Annotated in this window: 12 protein-coding genes; 6 read left to right on the top strand and 6 right to left on the bottom strand. The window is 71.6% G+C overall.

Features of this window, described 5'->3' with window-relative positions:
- Positions 1-5 precede the first annotated feature (5 nt).
- Both treY and treZ read left to right on the top strand, forming a co-directional pair.
- Positions 6-2,243 (top strand): malto-oligosyltrehalose synthase, encoded by a 2,238-nt coding sequence (gene treY, locus ABH937_RS01970; protein WP_370216911.1) that lies wholly within the window; start codon positions 6-8, stop codon positions 2,241-2,243.
- Entirely contained in the window at positions 2,240-3,934 is a 1,695-nt protein-coding gene (gene treZ, locus ABH937_RS01965) for a malto-oligosyltrehalose trehalohydrolase (RefSeq protein WP_370216909.1), read from the top strand. Before treY ends, treZ begins: the two co-directional genes overlap by 4 nt.
- Here the strand turns inward: treZ and ABH937_RS01960 are convergent.
- Both ABH937_RS01960 and ABH937_RS01955 read right to left on the bottom strand, forming a co-directional pair.
- Positions 3,912-4,805, bottom strand: a complete 894-nt coding sequence (locus ABH937_RS01960) for a transketolase family protein (protein WP_370216908.1) — start codon at positions 4,803-4,805, stop codon at positions 3,912-3,914. The two genes, treZ and ABH937_RS01960, sit on opposite strands and share 23 nt — an antisense overlap.
- A gap of 15 nt (positions 4,806-4,820) precedes the next feature.
- A complete protein-coding gene (locus ABH937_RS01955) occupies positions 4,821-5,495 on the bottom strand; it encodes a transketolase (protein ID WP_370216907.1) in 675 nt (224 codons plus the stop codon).
- A gap of 55 nt (positions 5,496-5,550) precedes the next feature.
- Here ABH937_RS01955 and soxR point away from each other — a divergent pair, with 55 nt between their 5' ends.
- Both soxR and ABH937_RS01945 read left to right on the top strand, forming a co-directional pair.
- Positions 5,551-6,003, top strand: a complete 453-nt coding sequence (gene soxR, locus ABH937_RS01950) for a redox-sensitive transcriptional activator SoxR (RefSeq protein ID WP_280687104.1) — start codon at positions 5,551-5,553, stop codon at positions 6,001-6,003.
- A 145-nt stretch (positions 6,004-6,148) separates the two neighbouring features.
- The gene (locus ABH937_RS01945) at positions 6,149-6,526 is read left to right on the top strand and encodes a hypothetical protein (RefSeq protein WP_280687103.1); all 378 of its coding nucleotides are present in this window, start codon (positions 6,149-6,151) and stop codon (positions 6,524-6,526) included.
- A gap of 94 nt (positions 6,527-6,620) precedes the next feature.
- Here ABH937_RS01945 and coaE read toward each other — a convergent pair whose 3' ends face one another.
- Together coaE and ABH937_RS01935 are read right to left on the bottom strand one after the other, a co-directional pair.
- Positions 6,621-7,217, bottom strand: coding sequence for a dephospho-CoA kinase (gene coaE, locus ABH937_RS01940; protein WP_280687102.1), 597 nt, complete (start codon positions 7,215-7,217; stop codon positions 6,621-6,623).
- A gap of 9 nt (positions 7,218-7,226) precedes the next feature.
- Complete coding sequence (locus ABH937_RS01935; protein ID WP_370216905.1) at positions 7,227-7,877, bottom strand: MBL fold metallo-hydrolase; 651 nt, start codon at positions 7,875-7,877, stop codon at positions 7,227-7,229.
- A 62-nt stretch (positions 7,878-7,939) separates the two neighbouring features.
- On the opposite strand from ABH937_RS01935, the gene ABH937_RS01930 reads away from it, so the two are divergent.
- Both ABH937_RS01930 and ABH937_RS01925 read left to right on the top strand, forming a co-directional pair.
- Positions 7,940-8,371, top strand: coding sequence for a MarR family winged helix-turn-helix transcriptional regulator (locus ABH937_RS01930; protein WP_280687100.1), 432 nt, complete (start codon positions 7,940-7,942; stop codon positions 8,369-8,371).
- A 73-nt stretch (positions 8,372-8,444) separates the two neighbouring features.
- On the top strand, positions 8,445-8,594 hold the full coding sequence (locus ABH937_RS01925; RefSeq protein WP_280687099.1) for a hypothetical protein: 150 nt from the start codon (positions 8,445-8,447) through the stop codon (positions 8,592-8,594).
- Here ABH937_RS01925 and ABH937_RS01920 read toward each other — a convergent pair.
- Entirely contained in the window at positions 8,581-10,722 is a 2,142-nt protein-coding gene (locus tag ABH937_RS01920; RefSeq protein ID WP_280687098.1) for an MMPL family transporter, read from the bottom strand. The genes ABH937_RS01925 and ABH937_RS01920 overlap by 14 nt on opposite strands.
- Before the next feature lie 314 nt (positions 10,723-11,036).
- Positions 11,037-12,527 carry a 30S ribosomal protein S1 gene (rpsA, locus tag ABH937_RS01915; protein ID WP_280687097.1) on the bottom strand — a complete coding sequence of 497 codons (1,491 nt, stop codon included), beginning with the start codon at positions 12,525-12,527 and terminating at the stop codon, positions 11,037-11,039.
- Positions 12,528-12,795 lie beyond the last annotated feature (268 nt).

Here is a 12,795-nt window from a genome sequence, read left to right as displayed (position 1 = left end):
GGGGGGTGATCTCACCACCACCTACGGCGACCTACCGCCTGCAGCTGCAGCCCTCGTTCACCCTCGCGGACGCCGCGGCGGCCGTCCCGTACCTGGCCGGGCTGGGCATCTCCCATCTGCATCTCTCCCCCCTGTTGGAGGCGACGCCCGGCTCCACCCACGGATACGACACGGTCGACCACACCAGGATCAGCGAACAGCTGGGCGGCGAGCACGCCTTACGCGCGCTCGCCGCCACCGCCCGGGAGCACAGGCTCAGGCTGATCGCCGACATCGTCCCCAACCACATGGCCGTACCGGTGCCCGAGCGGCTCAACCACCCGCTCTGGGAGGTGCTCCGGGACGGCCCCGAGTCCCGCTACGCACACTGGTTCGACATCGACTGGGCCGCCCACGGCGGCCGGATCCTGCTGCCGGTGCTGGGTGACCGGCTCGGCGCGGTGCTCGACCAGCTGAAGGTGGATCAGGACACCCTGCGGTACTACGACCACGTCTTCCCGCTGCGCCCCGGGACCGCCCACCTGCCGCTGCGCCAGCTGCTGGCCCGTCAGCACTACCGGCTGGCCTGGTGGCGGCTGGCCGACACCGAGCTCAACTACCGCCGGTTCTTCACCATCAACGACCTGATCGCCCTTCGGGTGGAGGACCACGAGGTCTTCCGGGCCACCCACGGCGTGCTGCTGCGGCTGCACGCCGAAGGTGTGCTCGACGGGTTCCGGGTGGACCACCCGGACGGGCTGGCCGACCCGCGCGGCTACCTGCGCTGCCTGGCCGAGAGCAGCGGCGGCGCGTACACGGTGGTGGAGAAGATCCTCACCGGCCTGGAGCGGCTGCCCGAGGACTGGCCGTGCGCGGGGACCACCGGCTACGACGCGCTGCGGCACATCGACGGCGTGCTGACCGACGGCGCCGGGGTCCGCCGGCTGACCGAGCTGTACGGCCGGTACACCGACACCCGCGGCACCGCCGCCGAGGCGGCCCGGCTGGGGCGGGCGGAGATGACCGTCCCGCACGGCGAGCTGGCCGCCGAGCTGAACCGGCTGGTCCGGCTGGCCGAGCGGATCTGTACCGAGGAGCCGGAGCTGGCCGACCACGCGCCGCTGCAGATCCGCACCGCGCTGTGCGACCTGTTCACCCACTACACGGTCTACCGGCCCTACCCGTTCCCGGCCGAACGGACCATAGTGACACCGGAGTCCACCAAGCAGTTCGTCGAGCTGCTGACGCAGGGCCATCTGGGCTCCAGCCCGGCCAAGGAGGAGTTCCGCACCCGCTTCGCCCAGACCGCCTCGGCGGTCGCGGCCAAGGGCGTGGAGGACACCGCCTTCTACCGCTGGTACCCGCTGCTCTCGCTGAACGAGGTGGGCGGCGACCCGGCCCACCCGGGGCTCGACCCGGCCGACTTCCACCACTGGTGCGAGGACATCCAGCGGAACTGGCCGCTGACCATGACCGCGCTCTCCACCCACGACACCAAGCGCAGCGCGGACGCCCGGGCCCGGCTGACGGTGCTCGCCGAACTGCCCGAGCAGTGGGTGGCCGAGTGCACCGCCTGGTCCGAGCTGGCCGGCGGCCTGGCCGACCGCAACGCCGAATGGCTGCTCTGGCAGACCCTGGTGGCCGCCTGGCCGATCGAGCCGGACCGGCTGGTGGGGATCCTGCTCAAGTCGGTCCGCGAGGCCAAGCTGCGCACCGGCTGGACCTCCCCGGACGCCGCCTACGAGACCGCCGTCACCGACTACGCGCACCGGGTCCTGGCCTCGCCCGAACTCGTCGACCGGATCGCGCGGTTCGTGGCCTTCCTGGAGCCGTTCGCGCAGTCCAACAGCCTCTCGGCCGCGCTGCTCCACCTCACCCTGCCGGGCGTGCCCGACCTCTACCAGGGCTCGGAGAAGCCGCTGTACACCCTGGTGGACCCGGACAACCGGGCGCCGGTGGACTTCGCCGCCCCGGAAGTCGGCCTGACCGACTTCGCCCGCCGCAAGCTCCACCTGACCCGGACCGCCCTGGGGCTGGCCCGTCCGCTCGGCCCGTACCAGCCGCTGCCGGCCGATCCGCACCTGATCGCCTACCAGCGCGGGCCGGACTTGACGATCATCGCCACCCGTCTGCCGTTCGCCCTCGCCCAGCGCGGCGAGCAGGCTACGCTCGATCTTCCGGGCCACTGGCGCGACCTGCTGACCGACCGTCAGTTCACCGGGACCGTCGAGACCGTCGCTCTGCTCACCCGGGAGTCACCGTGAAGTACCAGGTCTGGGCCCCGTCCGCCGGCCGCGTCGAGGTCGAGGTGGACGGGGCGGCCCATCCGCTGACGCCGGGCGAGGGCGGCTGGTGGCACGGCCAGGCGCCGGCCGGGCAGGACTACGGCTTCCGCCTGGACGGCGGGCGCGCGCTGCCCGATCCGCGTTCGGCCCGCCAGCCGTACGGGCCGGACGGGCTGAGCCGGCTGGTGGACCACGACGCATACCCCTGGTCGGCGGCCGGCTGGCACGGGCGCCCGCTGCCGGGTTCGGTGGTCTACGAGCTGCACGTCGGGACCTTCACCCCGGCCGGCACCTTCGCGGGGGCCGAGGAGAAGCTGGACCATCTGGTCGAGCTGGGCGTGGACTTCGTGGAGCTGCTGCCGGTCTGCCCGTTCCCCGGCCGGTACGGCTGGGGCTACGACGGCGTCTCGCTCTGGGCCGTGCACGAGCCCTACGGCGGCCCGGACGGGCTCAAGCACTTCGTGGACGCCGCGCACCGCAAGGGGCTCGGCGTGATCCTCGATGTGGTGCACAACCACCTCGGCCCGTCCGGCAACTACCTGCCCGCCTTCGGCCCGTACTTCACCGAGCGGCACCAGACGCCCTGGGGCTCGGCGGTCAACCTGGACACGGCCGGCTCCGACGAGGTGCGCGCCTACCTGCGGGAGAGCGCGCTGACCTGGCTGCGCGAGTACCGGATCGACGGGCTGCGGCTGGACGCGGTGCACGCCCTGGTGGACGAGCGGGCCGTCCACTTCCTGGAGGAACTCGCCACCGCGGTCCGCCGGTTGGGCGCCGAGCTGAACCGGCCGCTGTTCCTGATCGGCGAGTCGGACCTGAACAACCCGCGGGTGACCGACCCTGGGCAGGCCGGCGGATACGGGCTGGACGCGCAGTGGAGCGACGACTTCCACCACGCGCTGCACGCGGCCGCGACCGGCGAACGGCAGGGATACTACGCCGACTTCGGCCGGGCCCCGATGGCCGCGCTGGCCCGGACGCTGACCCGCGGCTGGTTCCACGACGGCACCTGGTCCTCGTTCCGCGACCGGCACCACGGCCGCCCCTTCCCGCAGGCGCACGGGCACCGGCTGCTCGGCTACTCCCAGACCCACGACCAGATCGGCAACCGCGCGGTCGGCGACCGGCTGACGGCCGGTCAACTCGCGCTGACCGCAGCCCTGGTCCTCACCTCACCGTTCACCCCGATGCTCTTCATGGGCGAGGAGTGGGGCGCCGCCACCCCCTGGCAGTACTTCACCGACCACACCGATCCGGGCCTGGCCGAGGCGGTGCGCCAGGGCCGGCGGCGGGAGTTCGAGGCCTACGGCTGGACGCCCGAGGAGGTGCCGGACCCGCAGGCGGCCGAGACGGTACGCCGCTCGACGCTGGACTGGAGCGAGCCGCGCGGCGGCGAGCACGCACAACTGCTGCGCTGGTACCAGCGGCTGATCCGGCTCCGGCGCGAGCAGCCGGCCCTGATGGACCCCGACCTGGCGGCGGTGCGGGTGGAGTTCGACGAGGCCGACGGGCAACTCACCGTTCACCGAGGCGAGTTCCGGATCGCGGTGAACTTCGGCGAGAAGCCCGGCGAGCTCCCGGCCGGCACACCGCTGGCGCACTGGGGCGAGCCGGCCGCCGGCCGCCTCGGCCCGCGCTCCTGCGTGATCACGCGGGCGGCAGAAAGCTGACGATCCGCGCCCGCAGGCCGGCCGCGTCCAGACCGTAGGCGGCCAGGTGCTCGTCCATCGAGCCGTAGTGGCGGTGCTCCTCGCGCGGGACGCCGAGGCCCAGCACCCGGTGCGGGAGGTCGGCGAGGGCCTGGTGCGCCTCGTTGTTGGAGGTGCCGGCCAGGTAGGGCTCGACCAGCACCACATCGGTGGGGCCCGCGGCGCGCAGCGCGACGGCGTCGAACGGCCGCACCGAGGCGGCGTACAGGACGGTGACGTCCAGCCCCTCGGTCGCGGCCAGCACCGCGTCCAGCATCGGGCCGACCGCGACCACGGTGGCCGCAGCTCCCTGACGTACCGTCAGGAACCTTCCGGGCTCGACCGCCCGCGCTTCGGCGTTCTGGTGCTCCGACAGCCGGACGTACACGTTGCGGTCCCCGTCGGCCACCGCGTGCCGAAGCAACGCCTCGGCCTCGTCGGGATGCCCCGGCACGTGCACCGTCCAGCCGGGCAGCGTGTCGAGCAGCGCCACGTCCCCCGGGCTCATGTGGGTGCGGCCACCGGCCGGCCAGTCGTACGAGCCCAGCGCGCTGACCAGCACCGCGCCCACGCCCTGGTGGCCGAGGTCCAACTTGACCTGCTCGAAGGGCCGCTCGATCAGGAAGCTCGCGAAGGTGTGCGCGATCGGCCGCAGCCCGGCCAGCGCCAGGCCACCGGTCACCCCGATCAGCAGCTGCTCGCGGATGCCCACGTTGAGCACCCGGTCCGGGTGCGCGGCTGCGGCCTCGGCCAGGCTCGCCGCGCTGATGTCGGCGAGCACCAGCGCGGTGCGCGGGTCCTGGTCCAGCAACTCGGTCGCGACGGTGATGAAGCGTTCCCGCATGGTGTCCATCTCTCTGTCTCCCCGCTAGTTCTTCGGCTCGACGCGGGCGATCACGGCGTGCGGCCGGCCCGGGTGCTCGGTGGTGAAGGCGGCGTACAGCGCCTGGTGGTCGTGGCCGTCGACGGTCACCGCCGACCAGCCGGCCGCCGCGAAGCGGGCCGCGATCCCGCCCGGCCAACCGTGCGTGGCCGAGGAGTTGTCGATCACGACGGCGTGCAGCCGGTCCAGCGCGACCGCCCCGGCGTAGGCGACGGCCTCGTGGTTGCTGCCCTCGTCGAACTCGGCGTCCCCGAGCAGCGTCCAGACGGCCGGCCCGGTCAGCCCCTGGGCGCGCAGCCCGAGCGCGGTGCCGACGCCCAGCGGCAGACCGTGCCCGAGCGAGCCGGAGCCGATCTCCACGCCCGGGATCAGCGTGCGGTCGGGGTGGTGGCCCAGCGGCGAGTGGTAGCCGCCGAAGCCGTCCAGCCACTCCTCGGGCAGTAGGCCCTTGGCCGCGAGCACCGCGTAGTAGGCCATCGGCCCATGGCCCTTGGAGAGCAGGAACCGGTCCCGCTCGGGGTCGGCGGGGTCCGCCACCCGCAACACCCGCTCGTACAGCACCCAGAGCGCGTCGAGGGTGGAGGTGGCCGCCGGGCCGTGCTTCTCGGCTCCGGTCATCCGGCTCAGCAGGCCGGGCAGTTCCCCGTAGGTCTTCGTCATGCGACCAGCCTGCTACTTCAAGCCGACTTGAGGTCAAGCCCTAGGATCTGACCCCATGAACGCCCACCTCAGCATCGGCGAACTCGCCGCCCGCAGCGGCCTGGCCCCCTCCGCGCTGCGCTACTACGAGGAACTCGGCCTGATCCACGCCGACCGCACCGCCGGCGGCCGGCGCGTCTTCGCCCGCCAGACCCTGCGCCGGGTCGCCTTCATCCGCGCCGCCCAGGCCGTCGGCCTCTCGCTGGAGGAAGCCCGCGCCGCGATGGCCGGCCTCCCCGTCGACCGCTCCCCCACCAGCGCCGAGTGGCGCCCGGTGGCCACCAGCTGGCAGGCCAGGATCGACGAGCAGATCGCCGACCTGCAACGCCTGCGCGACCACCTCACCGGCTGCATCGGCTGCGGCTGCCTCTCGCTCGGCAAGTGCGCCCTCTACAACCCGCACGACGTCCAGGGCGCTCAGGGCCCGGGTGCCCGCAAGCTGCTCGCCCGGCACGCTCGATCCGTCTAGCGAGCGCCCTCCCCCAGAGCCGATGCTTCGCATTCCATCGAAAGTGGGGTTTGGCTCACGTCGAGCACTGCCGGCTGCCGATGATCCCGGTGGAGCGAGACCCCGGTCCCACGGGCTCGCCACACGCTGTAAGGAGACGACGCAGATGATGCGAAGCAAGATCGTGCTGGGCGCCTGTGCGTTGGCGGTCACGCTGGCCGCCGGCGCGGGTTTGACCGCGCAGGCCAACGCCGATGCCACCGACGGCGCGCAGCAGGGCCAGCCGGCGGCCGCCAGCCGGGCAATCGAGGGCTACCAGCTCGTCACGCTGCCCAACGCGAACGTGCGCAACTTCGAGCGCCGGACCGTCCGCTGCCCGGAGGGCAAGAAGGCCCTCGGCGGCGGCGCCGAGGCCCGGGGCAACAACTCGGTGCTGAACGGCAGCTTCCCGACCGACGACGGCAACGGCTGGATCGGCATCGGCCACCAGCCCGGAAGCGAGAGTGTGGGCATCAGCGTCTACGTGATCTGCGCCCGGGCCTGAGCCTGACCAGCTGAGGTGACGGGGCGGCGGCAACCGGCGCTGCCGCCCCGTCGCCCAGGCTGCCGCCATGATCCCTGCGGCAACCGCTGGGACCTCATCCAGCCGTCGAACTGAGCCGCTCCCAGAGGGCCTTGACCCGCTCGGCCAGCTCGGCCGGCGAACCGTTGTTCTCCACCACCAGGTCGGCCACCGCCAGCCGCTGCTCGCGACTGGCCTGGGCGGCCATCCGGGCCCGGGCCTCCGATTCGGCCATCCCGCGCAGCCGGACCAGCCGGTCCAGCCGGACCTCCTGGTCGGCGTCGACCACGATCACCTGGTCGAAGAGCGGCCGCAGCCCGTTCTCGGCGAGCAGCGGCACGTCGTGGACCACGATGGCATCGGGCGCGGCGGCCGCCTCCAGCTGCGCCGAGCGCTCCCGGACCAGTGGGTGGACGATCGCGTTCAGCGCCGCCAGCCGCTCGGGGTCGCCGAAGACGATCGCGCCGAGCGCGGGCCGATCCAGCGCGCCGTCCGCGCCGAGCACGCCGGGACCGAACTCCGCGACCACCGCCGCCAGTCCGGGCGTGCCGGGGGCGACCACCTCACGGGCGATCAGGTCGGAGTCGATCAGCACCGCGCCGTAGGAGACCAGCAGGTCCGCCACCGCGCTCTTGCCCGCCCCGATGCCACCGGTGAGTCCGATCTTCCGCATGGCGGCAGACTACACAGCGCCCAGTTCCAGGCCCGTGCCGGGCTGCAGGAAGGAGTACGGCGCGCCGGTCCCGGGCCCGTGCTCGCCCAGGAAGCGCTCGCCGATGCTGCGACCGATCTCGCTGAGCACCGCGTCGTGGATGCCCAGCACCCGCTCCGGCTTGACCTCGCGCACGTAGTCGATCAGCTCGCCGACCTTGTTCCACGGGCCGGCCATCGGCAGCAGCAGGGTTCGCACCGGGTGCTCGGGCACGGTCAGCGCGTCCCCGGGGTGGAAGAGCAGCCCGCCGGCCAGCAGGAACCCGATGTTCCCCACCTGCGGAAGGTCGGGGTGGATGACGGCATGCCACTCGCCGTGCACCGAGACGTCGATCCCGCCGACGTCGAACGCGTCCCCGGCGCCGACCACGGTGACGGCGGCGCCGAGGCCGGCCAGCTGGTCTGCGACTGCGCGATTGGTCCAGATCCGCAGGCCGGGGTTGGCGGCCAGGGCGGCGCGGACCTGGTCCTCGGTGAAGTGGTCGAAGTGCTCGTGGGTGATCAGCAGCGCGTCGGCACCCTCGACCGCCTCGGGTTCGGTGAACAGACCCGGGTCGATGACGAGAGTGGTGTCGTTCTGCTCGATGCGGACGCACGCATGTCCGAACTTGGTCAGCTTCATGAGCAGAACTGTACAGCAGTGCTGTGCAGTTCTGCTGTGCATATTTTCGTTAGACTGGATCCATGACCAGTGCGCCGCCCCCTGCCCCCGCCTCGCTCCAGCTGGCCGCCGACCTGCGAGCCACCCTCGGCGAGCTGGTCCGCCACGTTCGGCAGGAGTCGGCGCTGCCGCAGAACCAGGCCGGCGCGCTCGGCTGGCTGGTCCGCGAGGGCCCGCACACCACCGCCGAGCTGGCCGACCGCCAGCGGGTGCGCCACCAGTCGATGGCCCGCACCGTCACGCTGCTGCTCCAGGCCGGCCTGATCCGCCAGGAACGCCACCCCACCGACGGGCGCAAGCTCGTGCTGACCGCCACCGAGGCGGGCCGGGCCACCCTTCAGGACCAGCGCCGGCGCCGGGAGAACCAACTGGCCGAGGCGATCGAGCGCGAGCTGACCGAGGCGGAGCGGCTCACTCTCGCCCAGGCCGTCGACCTCCTGCGGCGGATCAGCTGACCCACAGTCACCTTTGCACCCCGACACGCGTTAGCAGGACGCACTGTCCCGTCCAGCCCCTAAGGACCCTCGCGTGATCTCCCTGCGCAACTCGCTGCTGCTCACCGTCGCCCTCTGCGGCCTGATCCTGACCGGCGCCGGCGCCGCCGCCGCCTGCGACTCCGCCAACCTCGGCGGCGCGCTCAACTCCGGCTTCGGCAACGCCTGCGTCAACGGCGAGTGAGCTCCGGTTCGACGAGCTCCACCTCGACGGGCTCCGGTTCGGGGCTGCGCGGGCCGGGCACCGAGGCGCCGGCGGCCACCTCCAGCGGCGGCAGCGCCACGTGCTCGCGCAGCCCGAACCGGGCGTAGAGCTTGCGCAGCGGCGCGGGCGCCCACCAGTTGAACTCACCGAAGAGCGACATCATGGCCGGCACCAGCAGGCACCGGACCACGGTGGCGTCCACCGCCACCGCCACCGCCAACGCGATGCCCATCTCCTTGACCATCAGCATCTGCCCGGCCGCGAACCCGGCGAAGACGATCACCATCAGCAGCGCCGCCGAGGTGATGATCCGCCCGCTGCGCTGCAACCCCAGTTGCACGGACTGCTTGCAGTCGTAGCCCTGGTCCCGCAGCTCCTTGATCCGGGCCAGCAGGAAGACCTCGTAGTCCATCGAGAGACCGAAGGCGAAGGCGAAGACGAGCACCGGGATGAAGGTCTCCAGGCCCCCGGTCGGGGCGAACCCGAGCAGCCCGCTGAACCAGCCGTGCTGGAAGACCATGGTCAGCGCGCCCAGCGAGCAGCCCAGCGAGAGCAGGTTCATCAGCAGCGCCTTGATCGGCATCACCACCGAGCCGGTCATCAGGAACAGCAGCACCAGGGTGCCGATCGCGACCAACCCCAGCGCCCACGGCCCGCGACTGGCCAGCTCGTGCTGGAAGTCGACCACGCTCGCCGCGTCCCCGGTGACGTAGGTGGTCAGCCCGCCCCGATCCGCGCGCAGCTCGTCCACCACCTGCTTGGCCGTGCCACCCTGCGGGTCGCCGTGCACCAGCACGTCGACGGTGCTCAGGTCCGGGCCGACCGACTGCACCGCGCGCACCCCGGCGACCCCGGGCAGCTTGGCCACCACGTCGTCGGCGTAGTGGGCGACCGCCTGCTCGGCGCCGTGCACCACCACCGTCACCGGTGCGGGCGCCAGCTGCGGGAACTGCTGCGCGATGGTGTCCGAGACCTGACGGCCGGCCGAACTGGTGGGCAGCACGGCGGCGCCGGTGGAGCGCATGTCGGCGTGCAGGAACGGCGCGCCGGCCAGGGTCAGCAGCGTGACGCAGACCAGCGCGACCGGCACCGCGCGGCGCTGCACCCGGCGCACCGTGCGGGCGAAGAAGCCCTCGTCGGGCTCGGCGTGCTTGGGCGGCTTGATCCGGTGCCCGGCGAAGCCCAGCAGCGCGGGGATCAGGGTGAGTGCGGCGAGTACCGCGATCACCACCACGCTGACCCCGGCGGCGGCCACCGCCCGGAAGACCGGACTGGTGAAGACGAAGAGCCCGCTGAGCGCGACCGCCACGGTCAGTCCGGAGAAGGCGACGGTGCGCCCGGCCGTCGCAGCCGTCCGCTCGACGGCGGCGGCGATCTCGGCGCCGCGCCCGCGTTCCTCCCGGAACCGGTTGACCATCAGCAGCGCGTAGTCGATCGACAGGCCCAGGCCCAGCACGGTGGCGATCGGCAGCACGGTGGTGTCGATGCTCATGATCTGGCTGAAACCGAACATCGCCAGCAGCGCCCCACCGACCGAGGCGACCGCGCCGATCACCGGCAGGCTGGCCGCGGCGAGGCCGCCGAAGACCAGCACCATCACGATCAAAGTGAGCGGCAGGGTGACGATCTCGCCGAACTTGGTGTCGGACTGGGTCTGCGCCTTGACCTCGTGCTGGAGCACCAGGTCGCCGCCGATCGTGACGTGCGTGCCGGGCGCCTGCACGGCCGCGAGCCGCTGGCTGACCGCCTGCTGCTGCGCGGAGCCGGCGTCCGCAGTCATCCGCACGTTGACCAGGCTGGACGCACCGTCGGCGGAGCGCAGCGCCTGCTGCCCGCTCTGGTAGGCGTCGGAGACCGAGAGCACGCCCGGCAGCTTGGCCAGGTCCTGCGCGGCGACGGTCACCGCGTCGCGCACTGCCGGGGTGTCCACCGGCTGCCCGGCGATCACGGCGGTGACCGTCCCGGAGGACGGATCGGCGGCAGCGACCAGGTTGGTCCCCTGAACCGACTCGTAGCCGCCGGAGGAAGTGTTGGTGACCGACCCCTCGAAGACCCGGCCGCCGATCAGCACCCCGAGCGCGAGCACGGCAACCCAGAAGGCGAGCACCCAACGCCGGTGACGATGGCAGAACCGGCCGAGCGCGGCGAGCTTGCCGGGAGCGGCAGCCGACGATGAGGGTGGAGCAGCGGAAAGGCGCATCAAGCGGAAGGCCTAGCGTGCGGGGCGAGGTGGCCCAGACGGGCAACTCATCCAACGCTAGGTGTTCCGCCCTAAAACACTCATAAGATCGCGATGAGCGCCTTATCACACCAAAGCGACATCACCGGGGGAACCCGGACAGAACATGACAGTGGGCCCCCACCCGGTAACCCCGGGTGGGGGCCCACTCAGTTCAACTCACGCGGAGTCGCGCTGTGCGATCAGCTCTGGCCGCCGGCCAGCTTCTCGCGCAGGGCGGCCAGCGCCTCGTCCGAGGCGAGGGCGCCGGCGCCCTCGTCGCTGGAGGAGGAGTAGTTGCCACCAGCGGCGGCGGCAACCGCGTCGCCACCCTCGGCAGCGGCCTCGGCGTCGGCCTCGCGGCTCTTGATGACCTGGGCCTGGTGCTGCTCGAAGCGGGTCTGCGCCTCGGCGTACTGGCGCTCCCACTCCTCACGCTGCTTCTCGTAGCCGGGCAGCCAGTCGTTCGCCTCGGGGTCGAAGCCCTCCGGGTAGATGTAGTTGCCCTGGTCGTCGTACGAGGCGGCCATGCCGTACAGGGTCGGGTCGAACTCGACCGAGGCCGGGTCGGCACCGAGCGACTCGTTGGCCTGCTTCAGCGAGAGGCTGATGCGACGACGCTCGAGGTCGATGTCGATGACCTTGACGAAGATCTCGTCGCCGACCTGGACGACCTGCTCCGGGATCTCCACGTGGCGCTCGGCCAGCTCGGAGATGTGGACCAGACCCTCGATGCCCTCGTCCACGCGGACGAACGCACCGAACGGAACCAGCTTGGTGACCTTACCGGGGACGACCTGACCGATCTGGTGCGTCCGCGCGAACTGCTGCCACGGGTCCTCCTGGGTCGCCTTCAGCGACAGGGAGACGCGCTCGCGGTCCATGTCCACGTCGAGAACCTCGACGGTGACCTCCTGGCCGACCTCGACAACCTCGGACGGGTGGTCGATGTGCTTCCAGGACAGCTCGGAGACGTGAACGAGACCGTCGACGCCACCCAGGTCCACGAAGGCACCGAAGTTGACGATCGAGGAGACGACGCCGGAGCGCACCTGACCCTTCTGCAGGGTGGTGAGGAAGGTCTGGCGGACCTCGCTCTGGGTCTGCTCCAGCCAGGCACGGCGGGACAGGACCACGTTGTTGCGGTTCTTGTCCAGCTCGATGATCTTGGCCTCGAGCTCCTTGCCCACGTAGGGCTGCAGGTCGCGCACGCGGCGCATCTCGACCAGCGACGCCGGGAGGAAGCCACGGAGGCCGATGTCGAGGATGAGACCACCCTTGACGACCTCGATGACGGTACCGGTGACGATCCCGTCCTCTTCCTTGATCTTCTCGATCGTGCCCCAGGCGCGCTCGTACTGTGCGCGCTTCTTGGACAGGATCAGACGACCCTCCTTGTCCTCCTTCTGGAGAACCAGGGCCTCGATCTCGTCGCCGACCTTGACGACCTCGTGCGGGTCAACGTCGTGCTTGATCGAGAGCTCGCGGGAGGGGATGACACCCTCGGTCTTGTAACCGATGTCGAGGAGCACCTCGTCACGGTCGACCTTCACGATGATGCCCTCAACGATGTCGCCATCGTTGAAGTACTTGATGGTCTCGTCGATCGCCGCGAGGAATGCTTCCGCGTCGCCGATGTCGTTGACCGCAACCTGCGGGGTGGTGCTGACAGAGGTGTCGGTGGGGCTCGTCATTAGGAAAAGGGCTCCGGTACGGACATGAAGTCGTAGGTAATGCCACGCGGGGGCCCGGTTCGCTACCACCGAAAGCCGGACAGCCAAGAGCACGGCCCACCATTCCCAGATTCCAGGAGGTGTCCGTCTTGCGACCGTGGGGTCTTCGACAGATGCGAGCGCGACCTGCTCCGTCCGAGGCGCACAGGCCCGCAGCGCAACTTGTAGCATACGGGGACAGCCGGACACGGTCAACGCCGAAGGCGACGAGACCGTCCAGGCTGGTATG

The sequence above is a fragment of the Kitasatospora sp. GAS1066B genome, from assembly GCF_041262605.1.
GTDB lineage: Bacteria > Actinomycetota > Actinomycetes > Streptomycetales > Streptomycetaceae > Kitasatospora.
This window is presented reverse-complemented; position numbering and strand designations above follow the sequence as displayed.

Bases quoted from the DNA above. Each gene is read 5' to 3' on its own strand.
- ABH937_RS01960 (WP_370216908.1), bottom strand. From the start codon at position 4,805: ATGGACACCATGCGGGAACGCTTCATCACCGTCGCGACCGAGTTGCTG.
- coaE (WP_280687102.1), bottom strand. From the start codon at position 7,217: ATGCGGAAGATCGGACTCACCGGTGGCATCGGGGCGGGCAAGAGCGCG.
- ABH937_RS01930 (WP_280687100.1), top strand. From the start codon at position 7,940: ATGACCAGTGCGCCGCCCCCTGCCCCCGCCTCGCTCCAGCTGGCCGCC.
- ABH937_RS01935 (WP_370216905.1), bottom strand. From the start codon at position 7,877: ATGAAGCTGACCAAGTTCGGACATGCGTGCGTCCGCATCGAGCAGAAC.
- ABH937_RS01955 (WP_370216907.1), bottom strand. From the start codon at position 5,495: ATGACGAAGACCTACGGGGAACTGCCCGGCCTGCTGAGCCGGATGACC.
- ABH937_RS01945 (WP_280687103.1), top strand. From the start codon at position 6,149: ATGATGCGAAGCAAGATCGTGCTGGGCGCCTGTGCGTTGGCGGTCACG.
- rpsA (WP_280687097.1), bottom strand. From the start codon at position 12,527: ATGACGAGCCCCACCGACACCTCTGTCAGCACCACCCCGCAGGTTGCG.
- soxR (WP_280687104.1), top strand. From the start codon at position 5,551: ATGAACGCCCACCTCAGCATCGGCGAACTCGCCGCCCGCAGCGGCCTG.